This window comes from Chitinophaga agrisoli (assembly GCF_008386695.1).
GTDB lineage: Bacteria > Bacteroidota > Bacteroidia > Chitinophagales > Chitinophagaceae > Chitinophaga > Chitinophaga agrisoli.
In genome coordinates this window covers 672,877-697,149 of the sequence record NZ_VUOC01000001.1, presented here as the reverse complement: position 1 = coordinate 697,149, position 24,273 = coordinate 672,877, and the positions used below count along the sequence as shown (strand labels likewise).

General features: G+C 50.7%; 20 protein-coding genes. 11 read left to right on the top strand and 9 right to left on the bottom strand.

The window, feature by feature from the left end; translation table 11 throughout:
* The first annotated feature begins 23 nt into the window (after positions 1 to 23).
* A complete protein-coding gene (locus tag F0L74_RS02835) occupies positions 24 to 788 on the top strand; it encodes a bestrophin-like domain (protein ID WP_149836311.1) in 765 nt (254 codons plus the stop codon).
* Positions 789 to 854: 66 nt separating this feature from the next.
* Entirely contained in the window at positions 855 to 1,205 is a 351-nt protein-coding gene (locus F0L74_RS02830) for a VOC family protein (RefSeq protein ID WP_149836310.1), read from the top strand.
* A gap of 1 nt (position 1,206) precedes the next feature.
* Here the strand turns inward: F0L74_RS02830 and prs are convergent, their stop codons facing one another.
* The 8 genes from prs to F0L74_RS02790 form a co-directional block, all read right to left on the bottom strand.
* Positions 1,207 to 2,046 (bottom strand): ribose-phosphate diphosphokinase, encoded by an 840-nt coding sequence (prs, locus tag F0L74_RS02825; protein WP_149836309.1) that lies wholly within the window; start codon positions 2,044 to 2,046, stop codon positions 1,207 to 1,209.
* Positions 2,043 to 2,522 carry a nucleoside 2-deoxyribosyltransferase domain-containing protein gene (locus F0L74_RS02820; RefSeq protein ID WP_149836308.1) on the bottom strand — a complete coding sequence of 160 codons (480 nt, stop codon included), beginning with the start codon at positions 2,520 to 2,522 and terminating at the stop codon, positions 2,043 to 2,045. The genes prs and F0L74_RS02820 overlap by 4 nt, the downstream gene beginning before the upstream one ends.
* A 9-nt stretch (positions 2,523 to 2,531) precedes the next feature.
* Positions 2,532 to 3,074, bottom strand: coding sequence for an RNA 2'-phosphotransferase (locus F0L74_RS02815; protein WP_149836307.1), 543 nt, complete (start codon positions 3,072 to 3,074; stop codon positions 2,532 to 2,534).
* Position 3,075: 1 nt separating this feature from the next.
* Positions 3,076 to 3,621 (bottom strand): riboflavin biosynthesis intermediates N-glycosidase, encoded by a 546-nt coding sequence (gene ybiA / locus F0L74_RS02810; RefSeq protein ID WP_149836306.1) that lies wholly within the window; start codon positions 3,619 to 3,621, stop codon positions 3,076 to 3,078.
* Complete coding sequence (locus F0L74_RS02805) at positions 3,618 to 4,034, bottom strand: ADP-ribosylation/crystallin J1 (protein WP_213086874.1); 417 nt, start codon at positions 4,032 to 4,034, stop codon at positions 3,618 to 3,620. The genes ybiA and F0L74_RS02805 overlap by 4 nt, the downstream gene beginning before the upstream one ends.
* On the bottom strand, positions 3,976 to 5,511 hold the full coding sequence (locus F0L74_RS02800) for a nicotinate phosphoribosyltransferase (protein WP_149836305.1): 1,536 nt from the start codon (positions 5,509 to 5,511) through the stop codon (positions 3,976 to 3,978). The genes F0L74_RS02805 and F0L74_RS02800 overlap by 59 nt, the downstream gene beginning before the upstream one ends.
* Positions 5,512 to 5,513: 2 nt before the next feature.
* Positions 5,514 to 6,194 carry an NUDIX hydrolase gene (locus F0L74_RS02795; protein WP_149836304.1) on the bottom strand — a complete coding sequence of 227 codons (681 nt, stop codon included), beginning with the start codon at positions 6,192 to 6,194 and terminating at the stop codon, positions 5,514 to 5,516.
* Between the two features lie 425 nt (positions 6,195 to 6,619).
* A complete protein-coding gene (locus F0L74_RS02790; protein WP_149836303.1) occupies positions 6,620 to 7,390 on the bottom strand; it encodes a hypothetical protein in 771 nt (256 codons plus the stop codon).
* A 274-nt stretch (positions 7,391 to 7,664) separates the two neighbouring features.
* Here F0L74_RS02790 and F0L74_RS02785 point away from each other — a divergent pair, with 274 nt between their 5' ends.
* The 4 genes from F0L74_RS02785 to F0L74_RS02770 all read left to right on the top strand — a co-directional run bounded on the left by F0L74_RS02785 (position 7,665) and on the right by F0L74_RS02770 (position 16,170).
* Entirely contained in the window at positions 7,665 to 8,534 is an 870-nt protein-coding gene (locus tag F0L74_RS02785; RefSeq protein ID WP_149836302.1) for a hypothetical protein, read from the top strand.
* 4 nt (positions 8,535 to 8,538) lie between these two features.
* Positions 8,539 to 11,883, top strand: coding sequence for a SusC/RagA family TonB-linked outer membrane protein (locus tag F0L74_RS02780; protein WP_149836301.1), 3,345 nt, complete (start codon positions 8,539 to 8,541; stop codon positions 11,881 to 11,883).
* Positions 11,884 to 11,904: 21 nt separating this feature from the next.
* Positions 11,905 to 13,440 carry a RagB/SusD family nutrient uptake outer membrane protein gene (locus F0L74_RS02775; RefSeq protein ID WP_149836300.1) on the top strand — a complete coding sequence of 512 codons (1,536 nt, stop codon included), beginning with the start codon at positions 11,905 to 11,907 and terminating at the stop codon, positions 13,438 to 13,440.
* Positions 13,441 to 13,539: 99 nt separating this feature from the next.
* Positions 13,540 to 16,170, top strand: a complete 2,631-nt coding sequence (locus F0L74_RS02770; RefSeq protein WP_149836299.1) for a glycoside hydrolase family 2 protein — start codon at positions 13,540 to 13,542, stop codon at positions 16,168 to 16,170.
* Positions 16,171 to 16,250: 80 nt separating this feature from the next.
* Here F0L74_RS02770 and F0L74_RS02765 read toward each other — a convergent pair whose 3' ends face one another.
* A complete protein-coding gene (locus F0L74_RS02765) occupies positions 16,251 to 16,940 on the bottom strand; it encodes a DUF4159 domain-containing protein (protein WP_213086872.1) in 690 nt (229 codons plus the stop codon).
* Positions 16,941 to 17,063: 123 nt separating this feature from the next.
* Here F0L74_RS02765 and F0L74_RS02760 point away from each other — a divergent pair, with 123 nt between their 5' ends.
* The 5 genes from F0L74_RS02760 to F0L74_RS02740 all read left to right on the top strand — a co-directional run bounded on the left by F0L74_RS02760 (position 17,064) and on the right by F0L74_RS02740 (position 24,211).
* The gene (locus F0L74_RS02760; RefSeq protein WP_149836298.1) at positions 17,064 to 18,065 is read left to right on the top strand and encodes an AAA family ATPase; all 1,002 of its coding nucleotides are present in this window, start codon (positions 17,064 to 17,066) and stop codon (positions 18,063 to 18,065) included.
* Positions 18,066 to 18,098: 33 nt separating this feature from the next.
* Positions 18,099 to 18,992, top strand: coding sequence for a DUF58 domain-containing protein (locus F0L74_RS02755; RefSeq protein ID WP_149836297.1), 894 nt, complete (start codon positions 18,099 to 18,101; stop codon positions 18,990 to 18,992).
* 3 nt (positions 18,993 to 18,995) lie between these two features.
* A complete protein-coding gene (locus F0L74_RS02750) occupies positions 18,996 to 20,411 on the top strand; it encodes a BatA domain-containing protein (protein ID WP_149836296.1) in 1,416 nt (471 codons plus the stop codon).
* Positions 20,404 to 22,581 carry a DUF4175 family protein gene (locus F0L74_RS02745; RefSeq protein ID WP_149836295.1) on the top strand — a complete coding sequence of 726 codons (2,178 nt, stop codon included), beginning with the start codon at positions 20,404 to 20,406 and terminating at the stop codon, positions 22,579 to 22,581. Before F0L74_RS02750 ends, F0L74_RS02745 begins: the two co-directional genes overlap by 8 nt.
* Positions 22,582 to 22,654: 73 nt before the next feature.
* Complete coding sequence (locus F0L74_RS02740) at positions 22,655 to 24,211, top strand: hypothetical protein (RefSeq protein WP_149836294.1); 1,557 nt, start codon at positions 22,655 to 22,657, stop codon at positions 24,209 to 24,211.
* Positions 24,212 to 24,273: the final 62 nt, after the last annotated feature.

Sequence of the window (24,273 nt, the reverse complement as noted above, 5' to 3'; positions counted from 1 at the left end):
ATCACTTTTAATAGGTTGATGGTATGTTGGGATTCCTCTTTTACCTGGTGTGCTATCCACTCTTATTATTTGGCGGCTTACGCCTGGGCGGTGCGCTCGCCAAACGCATGCACGAGCACGGCCGTAATTGGGCCCCGCTGGGAGTTGAAGGCGGCCTGCTGGGATTTTATGGCTTGCTGATATCCTTTACGCTGGTACAGGCCAGCAATCAGGGGCATGATAGGACCACCAATATTTACGAGATCTCAGACCGCATGAGCCTTCTGTTCAGGAAGTCACGTATTTACGATCCGGAACTGCAGGGAAAGGTCAAAAATTATATGTCCGGGTTATTTAAACTGCAATTGGAAAAAGGCTATAAGTCTGTAGAAGAGATGCGGGAGACCATCCAAACCGTAAATGCCCTGGACGAAGTCCTGGATGAGTATATCATTCAAACCCTGGCGGTCCATCCGGAAAAACGGGCAGAGCTCACGGAGCTGATCAATGTCACAGAACAGATAGAGACCAGCTATTTTAAGCTCATCCACTCCTATCACCGTAAAAGCCCGGCATTGGTCCTGTTTATCCTGATCCTTTTTTCTTTGCTGATGAGCGTACTGTTGGGGTATATCCGGCGTATCCACAAATTTAATATCCATATCACCACCGTTACATTCACGGTGATCAGCTATGTGCTGATCAATGTGATACATGATATGGGCTCTCCCAATATTGGTTTCCTGCGCCCCAATTTTGAGGATATACGGGAGGTGCAGGAGGTGTTTGATAACTATTATAACCGATAAGCACCGGAGACGCCCGTACCTGGGGGGCCTCACCACACGGTAGTTTTTTAAATACCTTTGCACCCTATGCCGGCAATCAACCTGATCGTTATAAAAACAAACCAGCTACAAGCACAGGCAGACTTCTACACCCGCCTGGGTTTTACTTTTGATTACCACCAGCACGGCAATGGCCCTTTCCACTATGCCAGCACGGGCAACGGACCTGTACTGGAGATCTATCCGCTACCCAAAGGCATTACCACGCCAGATAATACCACACGGCTGGGTTTTACTGTCAATAACCTGAACCAGTTGATCGCAGATCTGCAAACCACCGGCGCCGTTATCGTAAGCCCGCCGCAAACTACCGCCTGGGGTTATGCTGCGGTAGTGCAGGACCTGGATGGCAGAAAAATAGAACTGACAGAAAGCTAGCTTACAGGTACTTACCTACTTCAAAACACTGTACACCCTCCACTTTCCGGAAAGAATCCGTGGTATAGATCTCATCCACAAACTCAATTTTACTGCCCTTGCTGAAGATGCCATGGCTCACGATCAGGTTCACTTTCGCGGCGCCCTTTTCCTTCAGCATTTTGGCCGTGCCGGCAAATGTGCCGCCACCATCACAGATATCATCCACTATAAAACAGGTCTGCCCTTCCAGGTTTTCTGTAGTGGTTTTAAAGTTGGTAAGCGCGCCGGTTTTTACGTCCCGTTCTTTCATACACTCCACCACATTGTCTGTTTGCAGGAACTGGGCCAGCTTATGGATCTTTTTCAGTGCGCCGCCATCCGGAGATACCAGGCAGTAAACGCTATTGCCGTGTTTGCGGAAATAATCGTCCAGCGCGTCCTTTACAAACTGGTGATTGGTGACCGTATAGGAACGGTCTATCAGTGCGGTGGATACCTCAGAATGGGGATCAAAGATCTTTACTTTCTTAAATCCGCCCTGGTTTAATATACCGGCCACCACCTTCAGTGAAAATGGCTCTCCATCCAGCATCACCCGGTCCATACGCGCGGCTGTGAGGTAAGAGATATGCAACCCTACCTGCTCAAACTCCAGGTAATCCAGCGTGTTTTTGATGAACAGTGTCGTCAGCAGATCGTTGGCATTATCTACCCGGGTAAGCAGCGTTACCGGCTGGCGGCGGTCCAGCATTTGCACGCTGTCCATATCTATTTTAATATGCGGTTGGCCATCCGGGAAAACCATCGTCTTAAAACGAATGGTGGACTGTTCCGGGTAAATGAGGTTGAGTGTGGTCATACTATGGTGCGGTTAAGACTATAAGAATGAATAGTGTCAATAAGGGCAGTTATGTTGGGTACCTGCTTTACTCCAAACTTTTCGCAAACGATATCTACATTCCCTTTTCGCCAGAAACCTTCCGGGCAGCATACCACCAGTTTCCCGGAGCGGGCATGCAGGCCCAGTTCCAGCAAGGTAACGGGGGAATAGGTGCCGGGCGCAAAGTACATAATGATCAGGTCCGCGGCCTCCATGGCATCCAGCTCCCAGTTCACTTGTTCATTGAATGCAGGATGCGTGATCTCCTGTTTCCAGCTGCTGTCCCAGTCATCACGGCGGGGATTATATAAATGTACCTGCGTTCGTCCGTCAAAGACCTGCTCTATTTCCTGCTGCCAGTGTATAGCGCTGCCCATCTCAATGCTGCCCGCCAGAAAAACAGAGATGGTGTCTGCTGTTTTAGGCGGTAAAGTAACAGGTGCTTTGATCGTCATGCTAAAGGTTTAAAGTTGAATATAACGCGCCGGCACATGATCCGTAAGCCATACGCCGTTCTCAGAAAGAAAGAACTGCAGCCCGTCCCGGTGCATTTGCCCGCTGTTTATTGTCAGGATCACGGGCCGGCCCCTGCGACTGCCTACTTTTTCTGCGGTGGCTTTGTCTATGCTTAAATGCAAATGTTGCCGGCTCATTTTTAACAGGCCCTCTTGCTGTATGCTTTCCAGGAAATCATTCACCGTGCCATGATACAGGTATTCCGGCGGAACCTGCGGGCTCAGGCCCAGGTCTACTGTAATGGAATGGCCCTGGTTGGCCCTTATGCGGGTATGTGTTTCATTAAAGGCAAAACGTTGCTTATCGCTGCTTGCTACTATGTTTTCCAGCTCTTCCAGGGAAAAGCGCTGCCCGTGTTGGGCCGCTTTTGCCAGCAGTTCCTGTACATCGGCCCATCCGTTCTCATCCAGTTGCAGGTTAATTGTTTCCGGGCTATGCCGTAATATGAGGCTCAGGAATTTACTGATCGTTTTTTGTTGTTTTTCGTTCATCTTATTTCAATTTGTCCCGTGTTTCCATGAGGGCATAACCCAATAGGTTTTGCCCTTTCCATAGCAGCGGGTTTTCTACATTGGGGTTACTGGCGCCCATGCCAATACCCCAGATCGCATCTCTTGGACTGGCTTCTGCCAGTACACGGTCTCCGGTATTTGCCAGGAAGGTCCGCAGCGGCTCCTGCTGGGAGAACTTGTGGAAATTACCATCTACTACCAGCGTAAATTTATGCTGGTCCCAGCTGGCGGCATCAAAGTCGCGCACCTTTCGTCCCAGCTGTTTTGCTTCCGCAGGCGAGTCCGCCTGCAGGATCTCTTCCAGTATTTCAGCATCATTGAACAGGCGGGCTTTTCCCGCCATCATCCAATGCTCTGCCGTTTTATAGGTGATGCCATCCACTGTAAAGGGAGATACCCACCATTGGCTAAAACAGCTCTTGGTTACGCTGCCATCGGCAGACGGCTGGTGTCCCCAGAAGAAAAGGTATTTTAACTGTTCACCGGCATTGTATCGTTCCCGCAGCCAGTTGTTATTATAGTTCATTTGGAGTTGAATTTAGCCAGCAGGTGTTGAAGCGCCGGATCTTCAGGCGGGGTATACGCGGCTCCAAAAAAGGCGTTGATCACTTCAATATCCCCTGCTATGTTTTCATTAAAAATGGCCAGGTTGTCGGCCGGTACCCACAGTTCCTCATGAATATCGCCGCCTACCCGTTGTACTTCGTATAGCCGGTAGTGCGCCTCATGTATTGCAAACCGGGTAACAACGCCGCAGTAGCCGGAAAACGCATCCGGGGTATTCCATTCCAGCGCAATCTGCTCTGCGTAAGCCTGGTTTAATACCGGGTAAAATATGGGTTGCCAAAACAAACGTGGAGGAAAGGCCTTATATCCGCTCTCAGCTATTAACGCCAGCTCCTTCAGCCCTACGGGCCGGTATAGTGTGATGTTGCTCATCGGTTATAAGCATTTCTTTTACCCTGTTACGGATTGCTGTTAAGCTCCAGTCTACCAGCAGTTTACCGTCTTTAAAAACGGTTTTCAGCTCGCCCTGTGCTTCTTCTTCCCAGGTACACTGGTCTTTTAATTCCAGTTTGCCTGCGGCATTGCGGAATACCTGCATCAGGCCTTTGGCAGATTTTTTAGTGCCGTCATCCGTTTTCGGGTCTTTATAAATATCCCTGCCGGCGCCATTCACTTCGCCATAGGTGGCTTTCATGGCAAAGCCAAAAGTGTCGCGGGTTACATATTCATAGGTGTAAGAGCCTATGCCTAATACTACGTTATAGCTGGCAAAACCTTTCTGTTTCAGACCTTCCAGTATGGCCACCTGCCTTTCCGTGGTGATGCTGTCGCCGTAGATAAGCCCTATATGGCCATCCAGCAGTTTATACCCTTGTTCTGTGATAATACCGCCAAAGGTTTCCCACATACATTCAATAGCGCCTTTATATGCGGGGCTGCCGGCAGGCGCTTCGGGGTCGCCTACAATGATCTTAACCGGGTCGCCGCTGTCAGGGCGTATCACTACTTTACCGTTACGGGCCAGGATCTTTTCTTTCAGCGCGGGCAGGAACTCCGTGATCACCTGCCAGAAATCCCAGGTATCGCTCACAATGGATACTACGCCGCCGGGATATATTTCTGTGATCAGCCTTTCAAAAGTGCCAATTTCATCATCCTGCGTGCCCATACACATTACGCTATGCTCTGTAGCCGGTACGGAGCCGCCTATCAGCTCTTTTTCTGCATCCGCATGGTAAAAGGTTTCCAGGAAGTCAATAGCCGGGATGGTATCGGTACCGGCAAAGGACAACAGGTGACCAGCGCCGCTGATCAGCGCATCTTCCACACCGCTCATGCCACGGAAAGAAAAGTCATGCCCTTGCCAGGGAATAAAGCTCAGGTCATTACCTACCGTTTCTTTTGCATACCGGGTAAATGTTTTCAGGTATTGGAAAGCGGTGGTGGCAGAGGTACAGGGCTTCCAGGTAATGGCGCTCATGATGGTCTCCAGCATATTGGTAAGCCAGAAGAATTCAGGCTTTGTATTCTTGATGGTGAAAACCGGCACACGCATCGGCACCAGGCAGCCTTCTGGTAACGCCTTGATCTCCAGCGGCAGGTAACCTAGGTCGTGCAGGGCGGCAATATGATCATAGCTAATACTGTCCTTGCCCAGGTAATTATCAATACGGCGGGCGTATTGTTTCAGTACTGCTTCCTTGGGTTGACTGAAAAAGTATTCATCAAACTGGCGTATCAGGTACTCTTTTATAAAATACTGTAAGCCAAAGAAAACGATCTCCTGAACATCGGGATTGCGGGATTTACGAGGCGTTAGGTTAGAATAAACAAGGGTAGTGCCTGCGGGATATTGAAACTTGTGGCCAACTTTGTAGCCATCTTTCAGGAGGATGGGAGTAATTGTCATGGTTAGCTAATATTAAGTTGGAAATTATTTTGTTTTAGTTGTTTGTTAAACTTGTACAAATCCGGATGACGGTTCTGCGAGCCTTCCCGCTTCGCGCCGGTGTTAATGATGTATTCCGCATCCAGTATCTTACGGCGGAAATTGCGCCGGTCTATACTAATACCCAGTATACACTCATACAGCTCATGTAACTCCGGCATGGTGAAGAGCTCATCCAGCAGCTGAAAGCCCACCGGGAAATACAGGATTTTGGCCTTTAAACGTTGTAATGCCTTATCAAAAATATCCTGGTGATCAAATCCCAATGCGGGTGTTTCCTGTACATTGAACCACTGTGCATCGTTAGCCATCTGCCCCGCTACGATCTGGAATTTTGACGGGTTCACCAACGCATAATAGGTAACGGAGATCACACGGCCCCTTGGGTCCCTGGCCGGATCATCAAAAGAATATAACTGCTCCAGGTACACATTATCCATCCCCAGCTTTGTTTGCAAGATCCGGGAGCAGGTTTGCAAAAAGCTTTCTTCCATTTGTAGAAAAGCCCCCGGTAATGTCCACTGGTCCTTAAAAGGCGCTTCCTTCCTGTTCAGTAATAACACAGACAATGTTTTCTCGTGATAACCAAACACCACCAGGTCTATTGCCAGGGCAGGATTTTGATAAGAGGAGAATGCTTTCATTTTTCGTTTGCGTTATTTTGACACAAATAAAGTTACAAATAATCAAATACGCAAGTTTTTTAACGGGTTTAACACTAAATAATATTTGAACGGTAACCGGGAATGCAGGAACGCAGGTATAAATTATTGGATAATAATCATATAGGCGCGGACGTACGCGGAAAGTAAAATAGGGTTAATCTGCCGGCAACCGTTGGGCAATATATGGATCAACATTTTTCCTCGCAGGGCATTACCATCCCTGACCGGCTATAAACGGCGTTACTGATACTATTTTAGCTAACTTCTCCAGGGCTTCACCCAGGATACTCCTCGGCTTCAGGTAGGTTATTTGTAGCACCGGGCGCCTTTGCTAAAATAGTATCAGTACAGGCCGCGTTTTACTTAATACCGCTAGCAGCTTTTACATTCGCCGCTAGCACGCATCAATTCTTAAAGAAATTCCCCGCCGTCACCGTTTCTTCCACCCATATCCCGGAATTAGGTTGCAGCACAAACTCGCTCAACCCCACTTCCTTCTTCTCCGGCGCCCAGTCATAGGTATAACCCAACCGGGTCCACGGATAATGATAATCCGTTGCAGCAGAGAGTGTGCGGTAATAAGAATAGATAATGTTGTTGTCAAACCAGGTCTTGTAGGCTTCCGTTACGCTGTTAACCAGCGCCGCACCGGTAGTAGCGGCATTGATGGCAGGATTGCCTGCGGGCCGTACCAGTTGCTGCGGGTCTACCCATAATTCCGCAATATGCGTATTGCTGCCGCTATTGGCCGGCGGCAATCCCAATAACTGGCATAAGCGCATAATGGTATCCGTATCCGCCTTGAGGTCCGGCGCCACCCTACGCTTCATTTGCGTAGGCGCAAATACCCAGGATTCTCCCCAGGTGTTAGTAATGGAATCCCCTGCCGGATAGCTGGATGGATACTTCATAAAAGTGGCCATTAACACGTACTCCTTGCCGTTAATGGTCTTCCATTGCAGGTTGGGATTGTCATGGGAGATAGCCCACAGCGTGTCTATCACCTCCGCATCATCTGCCACCATCGCATCCGTAACGGAATGCGCATACAGCTCATCCATATTATACTGCGGGGGAGGCTGCGGATCATCATCTTTTTTACAGGCAGTGAAGGCTAGGCTAACAAGGAAAACAGTCCGGATCATAACGCCGGCATTCATAGAAACGAGTTTCATAAGGGTAGTTTTTTAGGTGTATATGGTTATTAGAGACCTTCTAAGTACGTAATTTTCAGCCACATATGCAAATTTTATTCATATAGGTATCCGGTAAAACCGTAACAATTGCATAATATAGGGTTAACCCTTCCATAATATTGAATTATTCATTTTGCCCCCGCTTAGCATAATCCGGATCATACACCTGTTTATTGCAAAAAGAGTCATCGGACACAACATATATACGCCTGCTAAGCCACGGAAAACCTTGTAGACATTAAAAAGTGAACAAATGAAATTACTTGTAGCGATAGCTGCCCTGACTGGCAGTTTTCTGTTCTATATTATCCCGCCGGCCAATGTGAAGATAAACCGTTCGTATACTGTAGACTCGCTTGGAGCCTGCCAGGGAGCGCATTATCAGCATGGAAAAGTATATCTCTATGGGGATAGGGAAACAGGCATGATGCGCGCCTACATACCGGGAAAAGATACCCTTACCTGGACGGGTGAGGAATATAAGCTTACACAGGATGGTAAAGACCTGATCAACCACCCCACTGGTATTGCCTGGAATGGCGTGGGGCCCACCTTTATAGGCAACAGCATCCGCCTCAATGCAGAAGGTACCCAATGGAGGGCCGTGATTTACAGCATCAATTGGGAAGGCCTGCTCAAAACGCACACCCTCGATGGTAATGTGCTGCGCGTGATCGAAGACGACGCTTGTATACAAGGCGCCCGCCCGGAGTATGTAAAATATAAAGGCAAATGGTATGTAGCCACCGCTGACTATGGCAACCATGGCAACGAAGTACGGCTGTACAACCCGGAGCGCCTGGCACAGGTATCCCACACCAAAGAAGATGGCGTACTGTTCAAAAAATTCACCTGCGGTCCCTGGGTGCAGAACCTGCATTGGATAGCGGAAAAAAACATACTGGTACTGATCCAGAACCAGGTAGAAGGCCGCAAATGGCGCCTCACGTACCTCGATTTTGAAAGATCCGTAGCCAGCGGCGAGGCTGTTGTGCTGAAAGTGGTGGATATAGATAAGCCGGATGAGCTGGAAGGCTTCACCTTTTTATCCACCAATCAAACCGGGATCGCAGTTACTTCTTCAAGAAAGGATAATGTTCATTTTATAAATGTCAACTGGTAGAGTTATGCAAAGAGCACTACAAATTTTACAATGTGGGTTTACGTTAACGTTGGCCGTCTGTGGTACAGTAGCGGTAAAGCCGGTATATGCAGCAGGCAGCGCCCTGTATGCTATACAGCAACCGGCGGCCGCTAAGGTGTCAGGCATCGTTACGGATGAAAAGAATCAACCTCTTATAGGGGTGAATGTAATGGTGAAAGGCACCCGCAGGGGCGCCGTTACAGATGCAAACGGCAGATATGCCGTTACAGCAGATGCGGGCGCTACCCTGATCTTTTCCTTCACCGGCTATGTGCCGCAGGAAGTAGTGATCGCAGATCAGCAAACAGTGAATATACTGCTGCGCGAAGATGTAAGACAGCTGAACGAAGTAGTTTCCGTAGGTTACCAGAAAATGGGGAAAAGCGATGTTACCGGCGCTATTTCCAGCGTAAAGGCTAAAGAGCTGAACCTTACCACGCCTACCGTAGGACAGGCCCTGGTAGGTAAAGTGGCCGGCGTACAGGTATCGCAGGTAAGCGGCGCTCCTTATGTGAGCACCAAGATCCGCGTGCGCGGTGTGGGCTCCGTAAACGCCAGCTCAGACCCTTTATATGTAATAGATGGTTACCCCGTAGGGAACGACATCTATATCAATCCTAACGATATTGAGACCATAGATATATTGAAAGACGCCGCCTCCGCCGCCATCTACGGCTCCAGAGCCGCCGGCGGTGTGGTAATGATCACCACTAAACACGGTAAGGAAGGCAAAGGCCAGTTTGAATATGATTACCAATACGGTATCAACCAGCTGAGCCACAAGGTAAAACTGCTGGATGCGGACCAATACGCCCAACTGGTGATAGACGGCCGCAATAACACTTACAAAGACCTGATGCTGGGCGCCGGGAAAACCTGGACAGATGCTATGTATAGTGATAATAATAAAACGCGCGTGGACAACGTGAATAACGCCGGCAGCGTGCAGATCCCTGATTACATCTATGATTTTGCCAACCAAAAGCTCATTCACCAGCAGGTGAATACAGACTGGCAGGATGAGTTGTATCGCAATGCGCCGGTGCAGCGCCATAACCTGTCTTTCACCGGAGGCAAGAATGGTATGCGCTATGCGCTCAGCGGCGGTTACCAGGATCAGCAGGGCATTATCGTAAGCACCTACTCGCGTAAGCTGAACCTGCGCGCCAATGTGGATGCAGATGTAAGCCCTAAGTTAAAAGTAGGCGCCAACCTGTCCCTTACCTCTAATAACAACCGCGAGGTGGAAGAAGGGCGTTTTGACCATGGTCCCATCCTGGGCGCCCTGATCTATATGCCTTATTTCCGGGCCTATAATGATGACGGCACCCTCCGTAAGAACGAAGCTGCGGCGCAATCATCCCTGTACGGTTACCAGAGTATAGAGAACCCCGTAGCCATTGCGGAAGAAACCAATATCACCCGCAAAGGTCTGCGCGCTACCTATGGCGGCTATCTAAGCTATGAGCTGATACCCAACCTGGTGTTCAAAGCTAACCTGGGCATGCAAACATACAATGAGAAGTATGATTACTACCGCCCCACCAGCCTCAGCTCAGATGCTAATCCTCCCGGTTCTGTACTGGCGCAGGCAGCCGCCAGGGACACGGCCAGGACCATCAGCACCGTAGACCAGCTGGGAGAGTTCACGCTGAACTACAAGAAGAAATTCGGCAAACATAATTTTGATGTACTGGCGGGTTATTCTGCACAGCAGTTTAACAGCGATATTATTGGTGTAACGGCAAAAGGTTACCAGAATGACCGTATAGAAGAGATCACCAGCAAAGGGGCAGATGCTTCCCTCTTTTCGCTGATCAACACTTCCGGCAAGGCCACCTGGACCATGCTCTCCTACTTTGCCCGTATAGTGTATAACTACGAGAACAAATATTTCCTTACCGGTTCCTTCCGTACAGATGGTTCTTCCCGTTTTGGCCCGGCTAACCGCTGGGGCAAATTCCCTTCCGTATCCGCCGGCTGGAATGTGTCTAAAGAGCCCTTCTATACCAATATGCTGGGTACCTCTTCTTCCCTGAAGCTGCGTGCCAGCTGGGGCTTGAGTGGTAATAACAATATCGGTAACTACAATCAGCTGCAGGTAATGGCGCCGCTGGGCGGCGTGGTATATGGAACCTCCAGCGTTGTTAATACCGCCATCTGGTCCGGCGATTTAAAGGATGATCACCTGGGTTGGGAATCTACCTCCCAGTATAACTTTGGCGCAGATATAGGCCTGTTCAACGATCGCGTATTTGTGATCGCCAACTACTACATCAGCCGCTCCTATAACCTGTTATTTAACCAGCCTGTTTCCGGGGTAGCCGGTGTGTCTAATGCCAGTAACTCTGCGGTGCTCACCAACCTGCGTAATTCCAAGGTGCAGAACAAGGGTTTTGATATACAGATAGATAGCAGGATCGTTTCTACCAAAGACTTTGCCTTTAACCTGAGCGGCAACATCTCCTTAAACCGTAACAAGGTATTGGATATGGGCGGCGCCAGCACCATCATCACCGCCGGTGCGGAACGTTCCTACAAAACCCATATCACGGAAGAAGGACAACCCATTGGCATGTTCTATGGCTTTAAGGTAAAAGGGATGGTTAGGGAAAGCGATATGGCAAACATCGCTGCAGATAATGCCGTTTTTGATAAAACCACCCAGTCTTTCCCTAAAGGATATGTGCTCAAAGGCCCTCCCCGTTCTACTGCTTCCAGCACTCCTTTAACCCCCGGTGATATCTATTTTGAAGATACCAATGGCGATGGCATCGTGAATGATGCGGATAAGACTGTGATAGGCACGCCCTATCCCAAATTTACGTACGGTTTTGCGCTGAATTTCAGCTATAAATCTATTGACCTGAGCGCTTCTTTCAATGGTTCCTATGGCAACCAGGTGCTGGATGGCCAGGACTACTACCTGTTTAATATGGAAGGTTCCGGCAACCAGTACGCTAAAGTAGCAGACCGTTACCGTTCAGAAGCGCAGCCGGGTAATGGTAGCGTATACCGCGCTTCCCGCGGCGGTACCCAAAGCAATAGTACCCGCCTTTCTTCCTTCTACCTGCAGGACGGTTCTTATTTCCGTTGCACCAACATCACACTGGGTTATAACCTGCCGGTAACGCTGGTAAAGAACATAAAAGGGCTAACCAATGTCCGGGTATATGCTGCTGTGGATAATGCTTTCACCATCACTAAATACCTGGGTTACAACCCGGAAGTGGATTATAACGCTGGCGCAAACCTTACGCCCGGTGTGGATTATGGTATGTATCCGCTGGTACGTGCTTACAACTTTGGCGTGAAGGCTACATTCTAATGATTTAAAACATCTGCAACAATGACTAAAAGATATTTAATAATAGGTTGTTTAACGGCGCTGACACTATTCAGCGCCTGCGGCAAGAGTTTCCTGGAGCAAACCAATCCAAATGCCATTCCTACTGAAGATTATTTTCAGTCTGAGAATGATGTGCTGCTGGCAGTAAATGGCGCTTACCAGTCACTGAGATCCGGCGATGGCCTGGGCGAGAATAGCGGCTTATATACGGATGAGCGCTCTGATGACGCTGGCCGCAACGATAATCAGTCCAATGCCGGCGAGCCTTTCCAGTTCAACGATTTCTCCCTGCTGCCCAGTAATACTTACCTGAAAACGCACTGGCTGGGGCTTTTCCAGATCATTACCCGCGCTAACCTGGTATTGACCAATATTGATGGTATAACATTCCTTAATCCTGATAATAAGACCCGTTACACCGCGGAAGCTAAATTCATCCGCGCCCTGGCTTATTTTCACCTGGTGCGTAAATGGGGCGATGTGCCGCTGGTAACAAAACAGCTCCGCACGCTCGACGAAGTAGCCGCCAATACTTTCCGTGAGAAACAGGAAAAAGTATACGCCCAGATCGTAGCTGATCTGAAAGACGCGGTGAACAGTAATCTGCCGGCCCAGGCCTCCGGCGATAACAGGGGCCGTGCATCTAAAGCTGCCGCCAACGCCCTGCTGGGACAAGTGTACCTGACCATGGCCACTACCCTGGATGCGGCTAACCGTACCGCTAACCTGGAAAACGCCCGGGTGTCCCTTACCGCTGCCTGGGATGCGCGCACGTTCGGTACATTAAAGGAGATCCCTTATACCGATGTGTTTGACGTGAATAAAAAAGGTACCTGCCCGGAACTGATCTTCCAGATCGTTAACAAACAAGGCGATATTAATTTCTGCTCCACCATTGCAGCCAATAACCAGGTGAAAGGGGAAACCATCAATAGTCAGAAAGTAATGTCTGCCACAGACGGTAACGTAACGCCAGACTTGGTGAAAGAGTATGAAGAAGGCGATCCCAGAAAGGACTTTAGCGTGAAATTTGCGAATGATGCTGCCGTAAAAAATTATTTCATCACCAAGTTCCGCGATGCCAGCGATGGCGCCGGTAAAAGCGGCTATGGCGGTAATGACTGGGTGCTGATCCGTTATGCGGATGTGGCGCTCATGCTGGCAGAGGTATACATGTACCAGGGCAACGATGCTACCGCCATCCAGTTCCTGGACCAGGTGCGCGAAAGGGCCGGCGTTCCGCTGTATGCTGCTGCCAAGGCAGATCCTAACTACAGCAGCAAGTTCCCTACCCTTAAACTGGCTATCCTGCATGAAAGACGCGTAGAACTGGCCTTTGAGCACCACCGCTGGTTTGACCTGCTGCGTTTCTTTACCACGGCAGACCTGGTAACGTATATGCACGCCAAAGACCAGGCAGACTACGGAAAAGCTAAGCTCACCAACTTCGGTACCAAAGACCGTTACTACCCCATCCCGTTTGATGAATACAAACTGGATCCGGTAAAGATGTACCAGAATCCGGGTTACCAATAAGCGTCCCCGTTTACATGATACAAAAGGAGGAACAGGCCTGTGCCCGTTCCTCCTTTTTCTTTTTCCTTTTTGCATTTTTATTATAATCTTTACCCTGCTATGAGAATGAACAGGGGACAACTAAGCTTAATAGGCCTGCTGCTTTGCTGTTGGAGCAGCGTAAAGGCCCAGGATCAGTATGAATTAAACACCGGCTGGCAATGCGCCAATATTAGCCGGGTTACTGAAAAAGGAGAGACGATTTCCGATCCGGCACATGCCTTAACAGGCTGGCAGCCGGCCACCGTACCAGGCACCGTGCTTACTACGATGCTCAACAACAAACAGGTACCGGATCCTTTTTATGGGATGAACAATGAAAAGATCCCGGACATCTACAACACCGGCAACGATTATTACACCTACTGGTTTGTAAAGGACTTCACAGAGCAACCTGCCGCCGCAGACCAGCAGGTATGGCTGCATTTCCGCGGGGTGAACTACAGCTGCGATATTTACCTGAACGGTAAAAAAGTAAATGCGGCAACACACCATGGCATGTTCCTGCGCCAGACATATAACATTACCCGCCTGCTGGCAAAGAATGGGCATAACCGCCTGGCAGTGATCATATATCCCGCGCCGCTGGCCGGTAATCCTAACGGCGGCCAGGGTGGCGACGGCATCATCGCAAAGAGCGTGGCACACCAATATACCGCCGGCTGGGACTGGATCCAGCCCATCCGCGACCGTAATACCGGTATATGGGATAAAGTCACCATTGAGCACACCGGCGCGGTGGATGTAAAACATCCCCATGTGGTAACGAAGGTGCCGGGTATCCGCCTGCCGGAAGGCCCGCAGGCCCCCGCGATCGTACAAGTAAGCGCGGAGCTGGAGAACGCGTCTGATAAAAGTGTAACCGGCGCCGTACAATACGCCATCAACGGCACTACGGTGTCTAAAAAAGTGACACTGGCCCCGCATGCCACCACCCAGGTACAGCTGCCTGATTACACCCTGCAGCATCCTAAATTATGGTGGCCTAATGGTTATGGCCCCCAGGCGCTGTATAACCTGCAGCTGCAGTTTGTGAATGCCGCCGGTAAGGTAAGCGATAAAGAAACCGTGGAAGTAGGCGTGCGCGAGATCCAGACTTCCTGGAACGCCCACACCGGTAGCCGCGAAGTAGCCGTGAACGGACAAAAAATATTCATCAAAGGCGGTAACTGGATCATTTCTGACGCCATGCTGCGCTTTTCCAAAGAGCGCTATGATGCAGAGATCAGGTACCATCGTGATATGAACCTGAACCTCATCCGCATATGGGGTGGCGCGTTAACAGAACGGCCGGAGTTTTATGAGGCCTGCGATAAATATGGTATGCTGGTGTTCCAGGACTTCTGGTTTTCCGGTGACTGTAATGGCCGCTGGGTAGATCCTATGAAGAAGGAAGACCAGTGGACACGGCGCAAATACCCGGATGATCACGGCCTGGTACTGTCCTCTCTGACAGACCAGATAAAGATGATCCGCAATTATCCCTCCCTGGCGCTCTGGTGCGGTGGCAATGAGATCACCCCGCCGGAAGATATCCTTACCGCTGTAAAGGATTCTATATTGCCGCTGCTGGATGGTACGCGTTATTTCTTCGACTACTCTAACTCAGACAGCATGTCCCATAACACCCTGGGTGGTAATGGCGACGGCCCCTACGGCGTACAGCCGCTGGCCACTTTCTGGGAGCACCGCACTTTCCCTTTCAACTCAGAGATCGGCTCCGTAGGCGTTGGCGATTATGCCTCCCTCGAAAGATTTATTCCTAAAGAGAATATGGTAGCGCCGGAATATCCCGGCAATAAAGTGGATTCCGTATGGTATTATCATAAATACATCGGGTATGATGGATTCATTGACCCTTATGGTAAGGCCAAAGACGCAAAGGATTTTGCCAACAAAGCCCAGTTGGTGAACTATGACCAGTACCGCGGCTTAATGGAAGGTTTCAGCGCCCATATGTGGGATTGGTACACCGGCGTGATCATCTGGAAAACCCAGAACCCCTGGACTGCCATGCGCGGCCAGATGTATGATTACTACCTGGATCCCAATGCCTGCCTGTACGGATTGCATAACGGCAGCGAGCCTTTGCATATCATGTACAACCCTATTGATGGTATGGTACAGGTGGCAAATAACACCTTTACGCCCCGCCGCGACCTGATGCTGCAGATCTTTGCCTATGATATGAAGGGCAGCGTGGATACGTTGACCCAGGTGTTTGCAGATATCGGGCCCACCATCACCAAAAGGTACCTGTCAGTAAAAAGAGGCCTGGATAAGCTGCGTAAAGACAAAGGTATTTTCCTGCGCTTACGCCTGCTGGACGTACATCAGCAACCGGTAAGCGAAAACTTCTACTGGCTGCCGGATGAAAAAGGCAACTATTCCGGTCTGCAGGAAATGGCCCAGGCAGCGGCGCAGGTAACAGCAAAACGTATTACCAAAGACAGCGTAGCAGTTACCATCAGCAACCCGGCCAATGGCCCCGTGGCCTTCTTTAACCGCGTGGCATTGGTGGATATGCAAACAAAGAAAAGGATCCTGCCGGCTTTCTATAGCGACAACTATATTTCCGTAATGCCGGGCGAGCAGAAAACCATTACCATCAGTTACACTGCCGGTAATGAGACCACCGGCATAGAGCTGTATGGCTGGAATGTGAAGGAAGGATATTATGCAATAAAATAAAGCGCAATAATAAAAGCCTTGCCGGATTAAGGGTGTTTTACCCCCACATCCGGCAAGGCTTTTTTAATGGGGAATGTACCTCAGGCCCCCATGGCATACAGCACAATGTTCACCCCAAATTTGGTATTATCTTCTGCCATAAAACGTTTGTTGCGGAAATCGTAATCCCACTCACAGCCATAGTCTTTATTACTATACAGCACCGCAATACGCCCGTTGATCTCAATGGCTTTCAGGTAATCATGCACCAGGTCATCGCCCCAGCCATTCAGCTCAAAAGAGGTAGTAGGCGGTCCCTTCTCAAACTGGAAGAACGAATGGTAGATCTCATGCGTATTGGGGATCTTCCGCAGTGCATCCGGGCCAAACAGGCTGCTCATCTGCGCCTCAAAAGATTTGGCAAACAGCCCGTCAATATCATGATTGCAATCGTCTACAAATACAAAGCCGCCGTTCTGCACATACTTTTTAAAGTTCGCGGCTTCCTGGGCGTCAAACTGCACCAGCTTATGACCGCTCAGGTAACAGAAAGCAGCATTAAAAAGCTCGGCGCTGCTAAGGTCAATTACTTTTTCCTGTGGCTGCACCGGGATGGTAGTATACTCTATCAGGGAGTTCAGCAGGTTGGCAGGCATACGCTGGTCCGTGTCCCAATCGCCGGAACGGTAACGTAAACGGGTAAATGTAAATGTAGCACGCACCATCATTTGATCTTTAGCCTGGCCTGCCGGCTGCAACAGGGCGTCCCCAATATATGCAGCAATCCCCAACTTATATTAACCGTACATATAAAAAACCGGCGTTTGCTTTAAAAATCCTGTATTTATGTCTAATTTCCTTGCAAGCTGCTTATGATAGCAGTTATTTCGATTTTTTATATATCAACCAGGTCCATGTCGGAGATCACAGCCAATGCCGTGCAACAGTTACAACAAAAGCTGGCGCAATTAAAGCAGGAAATACAAAAAGTTATTGTTGGTCAGGAAGCCATTGTAGAAGAAATACTGGTGGCCCTGCTGGCCGGTGGGCATTGCCTGCTGGAAGGAGTGCCCGGTTTGGCCAAGACCCTCATGGTAAGGACCTTGTCACAGGCGCTGGACCTCAGCTTCCGCCGTATACAATTCACCCCGGACCTCATGCCCACAGATATCATAGGTACAGAGATCCTGGAAGAGGACCACGCCACCGGCAAACGTTTCTTCAAGTTTAACCGGGGGCCATTATTCGCCAATATTGTACTGGCAGATGAGATAAACCGAACGCCGCCCAAGACCCAATCCGCCCTGCTGGAAGCTATGCAGGAGTTCGAGGTCACCTATGGCGGGCAAACTTACGCGCTGGATCGTCCCTTTTTTATACTGGCCACCCAGAACCCTATTGAACAGGCAGGCACCTATCCGCTGCCGGAAGCGCAGCTGGACCGCTTCTTGTTATATATAAAGATAGGTTATCCTACCGCGCAGGAAGAAACCGCTATCTTAAGCAGCACTACCGGTAATAAACAGGTAACGGTAACGCCTGTACTGGGCGCTGCGGAAATACAACAGCTGCAGCAGCTGGTAAGGCAGGTAAGCATAAATGACGACCTGGTGCAGTATGTAGCCACGCTCGTACGTGCCACCCGGCCAGATACCAGCACCGTGCCCTATATAAAGGAATGGGTACGCTGGGGCGCCGGTCCCCGTGCAGGACAGGCCCTGATCTTAACCGCCAAGGCCAGGGCTCTTTTCAAGGGACGGTATGCCGTGCTGATGGAAGACCTGCAGGCGATGGCCTATCCTGTACTCCGGCATCGTGTACTGATGAATTTTAAAGCAGAGGCAGAACATATCACATCAGACCAGGTAACGGAAGAATTGTTAAAAGCTATCACCCGTACAAACGTCCTGTCGTAAAGCATCCGGTTTTCACCGTTTTATATTATGCCCATGAGCAGCCGTCCGCTATTAGATCCAAAAGTATTAACGGCCATCAAAGACCTGTCTTTAGTGGCCCGCACCGTTATTGATGGATTTATGGCCGGACTTAACCGCAGCCAGGTAAAAGGCACAGGGCTGGAGTTTAGCCAGTACCGCAGCTACCAGCCCGGGGATGATCTGCGCTGGCTGGATTGGAAAATGTACGCCCGCTCTGACCGCTATTATATCCGGGAGTCGGAGATGGAAACCAGCATTTCCGTGCGTTTCCTTATAGATGCCAGCAACTCCATGAATCACCAGGATAGCGGCCTCTCTAAAATGGATTATGCCCGCTACCTGGCAGCCGCATTGGCCTACCTCTCCTTTATGCAGGGCGATGCCACCGGCCTGTATGTATTCCAGGACGGGCAGCTGTTTTCTCTCCCTTCCCGTAAAGACCCGCAGCACCTGTCGCGCATCTTTTACCAGCTGGAGAACATACAACCCGCCGGACAGTTCACTAATGAAGTGCATTATAAACAGCTGTTCACCGGCGAGCGCCGTAAGGAGCTGCTCATCTTTATAACGGATATGTACCAGCAGCGGCAGGAGATCACGACCCTCCTTAATTCCCTGGCCGCCTTGCAACATGAGATCATCGTTTTTCATCTCATGGGCAGGAATGAGCTGGAAATGAATTTCTCCGGTTATACCACCCTGCAGGACCTGGAAACCGGCGAGACCACACCGCTTAACAACGCACAGATGAAAAAAGCATATACCGCCAAACTGCAGGCATACCTGGCGGCTACCCGTATGCAGCTGCTGGAGCAAAACATCTTTTACCGCCTGGTCGAAATGGACCAGCCCCTCGATAAAGCATTAAGGGATTTCCTGAACCAACGGCAAAAATCATTGATCTAAATTTTGTTGCAGCTACTACAACCCATATGGCTTTATGCAATGGCCGGCATCCTTATTCCGGTGCTGATCCATTTATGGAACATCCGCCTGGGTAAGGTGTTGCAGGTAGGCAGTATTGCTTTACTAAAAGAAGAAGGCAAACAACAGTCCCGCCGCCTGCAGCTTACAGAGCTGTTGCTGTTATTGCTGCGCTGTTTATTGATTGTACTATTGGCTTTCTTGCTGGCAAAGCCGGTATGGCGGCAGCGCCCCGCCAACAGGGAAAAGGGTTGGGTGCTGCTGGAAAAGGACCGGGCGGCGGAAACATACCAGCAGTTCCAGGCGCAGATAGATTCCTTATTACAGGCAGGTTATACCTTGCATTATTTCCAGCCTGGCTTTGAAAAGGTGAGCCTCTCTACCGCTTTACAGGCTACCGCCAATGACGCTGCAGACAGCACCCTGTCTTACTGGGCCTTATTATCCGCCCTGCAACAGCAGCGTAACGGCAATTACCCCGTTTTTCTGTTCACCACCAATTACCTGCACCGCTTTACCGGCGCCCGCCCGGTAATAGATACCGGCGTACATTGGTATGCCTATACCCCGGCAGATTCTGTAGCTACCTGGCAGGCAGACGCTTATACCACCGCGTCCGGTAAAATACGTGTAAAACAGGTGACCAGCCATCCCGCAGGTACCGCCTATACCTTCGAAGAGCCTCCAATAGCCACCGCGCCACCTGCTGATACGGCTACCTTACGGATCACCATTTTTGCAGATACATACGCGCAGGATGCCCGTTACCTGAAAGCGGCCATAGACGCTATACAGCAGTACACGCAACGCCGCATGCAGGTGAGGGCTATTAACCAGCAATCATCATTACCACCGGAAACAGACTGGCTGTACTGGCTCTCTACCCGCCTGTTACCGGATCATATAAATGCCCGCTTTATCTGGCAATATGAAAACGGCAAACTAACCACTGCGCCCTCCCATATCATTACCGGTGCATTTACGCCCCTGGCGCTCTATAAACGCCCGCAACTACAGATAGCAGATACTGCTGCCATAACACCCCTCTGGCGGGATGGCTGGGGGCAGCCACTGTTATACCGCCAACAGCAGGGGAGTGCTACCGTATATCATTTCGCCGGCCGCTTAGACCCCGCCTGGAATGGGCTGCCCTGGAGCGCCAGTTTTCCCGGCCTGCTCCTGCAGTTATTATACCCCACAAGGGATACCTTTGTACAGGATAAACGTATCATAGCAGCCGCGCAGCTGCAGCCAGATGGGCACATGGAAAGGACCGTACAGAAAAGCGCAGCTGCCGTCAACCGCGATCTTACTATTTTTTGCTGGTTAGGGCTGATGGCCCTCTTCCTCGCGGAACGGATCCTGGTATGGTATAACCAAAAAACAGGAACACATGGCTGAGCAAACACCCATCCATATGATCCATGCCTTTGGGCAACGCTGGCAGTTATACAGGCTGATAAGCCGCATACTCCTGGCGCTGACCATAGCTGCTGTTGTAAGCGGTATCATTTACATGGTGCATGGTTCCCCCTGGTGGGCGCTGCCGGTTACGGTGGCCGCTTTACTGGGACTGCTGCTGCCCGCCCGGTCCTGGCGTGTTACGGAAAATGATGTGATCCGCTATTTCAACGTCACCTACCCGGAACTGGAGGAGAGCGCCGGCTTGCTGCTGCAACCGCAGGATAACCTGGCTTTACTGGAGCAGCTACAGGCAGCCAAGATAAGGCAGGCACTCACCGGCATCCACCCCCAGCCGCCGTTAAGAACACAGCTGCGGTTATCCATCTGGGCTTTTATCGCCGGTATCATGTTAGCTGCTGCGGCCTTCCGCTGGGGGCCTTTACCAGCCCCCCATACCTTAAAAAGCGGCCGGCCCGCCAAAACAGCGGCCATAAATGAAACGCGCCCGCCGGAGATAGCCGCCGTCACCATCACCATTCAACCGCCTGCCTATACCGGCAAAAGCAAACGGCAGCAGCAACAGCTGGGGCTGGAAGTAGAAGAAGGCGCTACCGTGTTTTGGCAGCTCCATACTAACCAGGCCGCCGCCTCCCTGTCACTGGTATTTAATGATTCCCTGCGCCTGCCCTTACAGCCAACAGATAAAACAGCTACCCTATGGGAGGGTCGCACCACCATCGCCCGCAACGGTTTTTACCAGTTACAGCTAGGCGGCAAATTGTCTGATCTGTATAAGATCTCCATCATCAAAGATCAGCCGCCTGTTATCACCATTCAAACGCCCAAACCGTATACCACTATCGACTATGGCGAACCGCAACGCGTGGCGCTGAAACTGAACGTAACAGACGACTACGGTATTACCGGCGCCACCATTCAAGCTACCGTGGCCAGCGGCAGCGGAGAAGCCGTAAAGTTCAAAGAACAGCCCATTGCTTTTGACGCATCCTTTGGCGGCGCCCGTACCCAATACGCCCTGGAAAAGTCCCTTAACCTGGCCGCCCTGGGTATGGAACCAGGCGGAGAGCTCTATTTCTATATCCAGGCTACCGATAATCACCGGCAAACCGCCCGCAGCGGGGTATACATGGTAGTGTTACCAGACACCGCCCAATTAATGAATATTGAGGGTATGGCCAACAGCCTGAACCTGAAACCGGAATACTTCCGCAGTCAGCGCCAGATCATCATCGAAACAGAACAGCTGATACGCGATAAGGATACCCTCAGCGAAAAACTATTCAAGAGTCGTAGCAATGACCTGGGTATAGATCAGCGCTTGCTGCGCCTGCGCTACGGCAAGTTCCTGGGTGAAGAAACGGAAACCAATATCGGCGATGAGCGCGTGAGCGACGAAGATCATGATCATCAAAGCAATGATGCAAAGGACTTCAACAACGCAGAAAAGATCATCGACCAGTTCTCTCACAAACACGACATTGCAGAAGACGCCACTTTCTTCGATCCGGAAACAAAAAGCCAGCTAAAAGCCACGCTTACAGAAATGTGGAATGCAGAGCTCCGCCTGCGCACTTTTAAACCGCAGGAGGCCCTGCCTTATGAGTATAAAGCATTGCGCCTGTTAAAAGACCTGCAGCAAAAATCAAGGGCCTATGTGGCCAAAACCAGTGTAAAAACACCACCACTGAAACCAGAGAAACGCCTGACGGGCGAATTGGACAGGATCATCACACCCGTTACGCAGCGCGGCTATGAGCAAGGTAGTGCCGCCACAGACCAGCTGGCCTATGCCCTGGCCGTACTGGAAACCCTGAAAACTGGCGGTGGCGCATCCAGTCCAAACCTTGCATCAGATCCAAACGCCATTCCCGGTCCATCCGGCCTAAAAATTTTACAACAGGCCGCACAGCAAATGAGCCGCCAGGCCACCGCTAACCCGGCCCGTTACCTGGCTGCCCTGCAGGCCATGCGGCAGCTGATCACCGCATTGGAACAGCGCCAACCGGCAGATGCCGCTGCCATTACCCTGGCAGCACAGTCCATATATAGCCTGTTGCCAGCTCCAGCCAGGTTGCCCTTTGCCGGAAACCTTACCACAGGCATAAGCCTGTCACAACAATATTTTATGAACCTGAACCAGCCATAAACATCATGACGCACAATACTACTACCGCCACGCAACTATACTATTTCATGAACCTGAACCAGCATTAATAAGCATGATGCCCTGGATCTACATAATAGTGCCCTCTTTATTATTGCTGGCTTTTTTATGCTGGAAAGAAGTAAAAAGACCCAACCGCCGGCGCCTCGCCGCCCGGCTGCTGGCATCCGTAATAGCAGTGGCCAGCCTGGCCTGTATCGCACTGCCATTAAAACGCGCTATCCGTCAGGAACCGCCCGCCAATAAACCAATCTCCCGGATCACTGTACAACCACCACCTGGCATACAAGCCATCTACTGGCCCCAACAACTGCATGCGGGTGAGCCGCTGCAACTGCAAGGGCGTTATAATAACAGCAGCGCCAACCCGGTACAACTATTACTAAGCGGCTTTAACGAACACCTGGATTCCATCACCATCCCCGCCGGACAACAGTTGCCTTTTACGCTTAATACCCGCCCCCGCCACACTGGCCGCGCTACCTACCTGTTATCCGCCGTAGCACAACCAGTACAACCACGAAAATCAGCCCAAGACACCCTTGAAAAAGCCCCCATTCCAGTAGTCGTGTTGCCTCTTCGCCCTTTAAAAATATTAATACTGGCATCCGCCCCAGACTTTGAGAACAGGTTCCTGGCCAGCTGGCTGGGGCAGCATGGTAATATGGTCGCCATGCGTACCGCCATCAGCAAAAACAAATACAGCTATACTTTCCTGGATACCGCCCGCTTCCAGTTGGACCATATCACACCCGCATTACTATCCGCCTTTGACCTCCTGATCAGCGACCGGGCAGCTTTAAACAGCACAGAGCTGGGCAGTATACGCACACAGGTAGCAGAGAAAGGCCTGGGCCTTATTATAAAAGCAGATAGCAGCGCCGGCGGCCGTACCTTTTATAACCAACCGTTTCCCCTCACCGCCGCAGCAGATAAAAGCGAACGCGCCGTTTCCCTGCAAACCGCCAGTGGGTCAGCCGGCGCACTGCAAATGGAAGCGCCGGTATACATACAACCCTTGCCCGGTACCCAGGCCCTGGTTTGGGATGCCCAACAGCATACAATGGCCGCCGCCGGCGTATATGGCGCCGGCCGGCTCGTAAATACCACCCTGCGGAATAGCTATACCTGGCTACTGAGCGGCAATCGCCAGGTTTATGAAACCATCTGGTCCTTATTGCTGCAAAAAGCCGCCCGCCCATTGCCACAATCCATTCAATGGCATATAGGTACTGCCCTGCCCAGGGTAAATATGCCCGTGCAGCTCTACCTGGAAACAGCCATGCCATCGCCCCCGGCCACCGTAAATGGCGCGCCGCTTAGCCTGGCACAGGATGGCACGCTGGCTTTCCGCTGGCAGGGTACCTACTGGCCAACCCGCGCCGGCTGGCAGGCCGCCGTGGCCGCACCCGGGGATACCAGCTGGTGGTATGCATTTGAACCAAATGACTGGCCGGCAATCGCTACCCTGGAAAACCAGGGCCAGGACAGCAAAGCTGCAATAGGGCCGCAGGCAACCGCTATGCCCCTGCCTAAAATTTATTTTGTCCTGGCCTTCATACTGGCAGCAGCATTTTTATGGGTGGAGGAAAAAATGGGTCTGACGGTGTGATATAGTTACTGGAATTATATAACTTTCATTTGTGTCAGTAAGACATGATAGCATCTGAAATA

Coding starts and splice junctions, on each gene's coding strand:
- F0L74_RS02835 (WP_149836311.1), top strand. CDS start 24: ATGTTGGGATTCCTCTTTTACCTGGTGTGCTATCCACTCTTATTATTT.
- F0L74_RS02830 (WP_149836310.1), top strand. CDS start 855: ATGCCGGCAATCAACCTGATCGTTATAAAAACAAACCAGCTACAAGCA.
- prs (WP_149836309.1), bottom strand. CDS start 2,046: ATGACCACACTCAACCTCATTTACCCGGAACAGTCCACCATTCGTTTT.
- F0L74_RS02820 (WP_149836308.1), bottom strand. CDS start 2,522: ATGACGATCAAAGCACCTGTTACTTTACCGCCTAAAACAGCAGACACC.
- F0L74_RS02815 (WP_149836307.1), bottom strand. CDS start 3,074: ATGAACGAAAAACAACAAAAAACGATCAGTAAATTCCTGAGCCTCATA.
- ybiA (WP_149836306.1), bottom strand. CDS start 3,621: ATGAACTATAATAACAACTGGCTGCGGGAACGATACAATGCCGGTGAA.
- F0L74_RS02805 (WP_213086874.1), bottom strand. CDS start 4,034: ATGAGCAACATCACACTATACCGGCCCGTAGGGCTGAAGGAGCTGGCG.
- F0L74_RS02800 (WP_149836305.1), bottom strand. CDS start 5,511: ATGACAATTACTCCCATCCTCCTGAAAGATGGCTACAAAGTTGGCCAC.
- F0L74_RS02795 (WP_149836304.1), bottom strand. CDS start 6,194: ATGAAAGCATTCTCCTCTTATCAAAATCCTGCCCTGGCAATAGACCTG.
- F0L74_RS02790 (WP_149836303.1), bottom strand. CDS start 7,390: ATGAAACTCGTTTCTATGAATGCCGGCGTTATGATCCGGACTGTTTTC.
- F0L74_RS02785 (WP_149836302.1), top strand. CDS start 7,665: ATGAAATTACTTGTAGCGATAGCTGCCCTGACTGGCAGTTTTCTGTTC.
- F0L74_RS02780 (WP_149836301.1), top strand. CDS start 8,539: ATGCAAAGAGCACTACAAATTTTACAATGTGGGTTTACGTTAACGTTG.
- F0L74_RS02775 (WP_149836300.1), top strand. CDS start 11,905: ATGACTAAAAGATATTTAATAATAGGTTGTTTAACGGCGCTGACACTA.
- F0L74_RS02770 (WP_149836299.1), top strand. CDS start 13,540: ATGAGAATGAACAGGGGACAACTAAGCTTAATAGGCCTGCTGCTTTGC.
- F0L74_RS02760 (WP_149836298.1), top strand. CDS start 17,064: ATGTCGGAGATCACAGCCAATGCCGTGCAACAGTTACAACAAAAGCTG.
- F0L74_RS02755 (WP_149836297.1), top strand. CDS start 18,099: ATGAGCAGCCGTCCGCTATTAGATCCAAAAGTATTAACGGCCATCAAA.
- F0L74_RS02745 (WP_149836295.1), top strand. CDS start 20,404: ATGGCTGAGCAAACACCCATCCATATGATCCATGCCTTTGGGCAACGC.
- F0L74_RS02740 (WP_149836294.1), top strand. CDS start 22,655: ATGATGCCCTGGATCTACATAATAGTGCCCTCTTTATTATTGCTGGCT.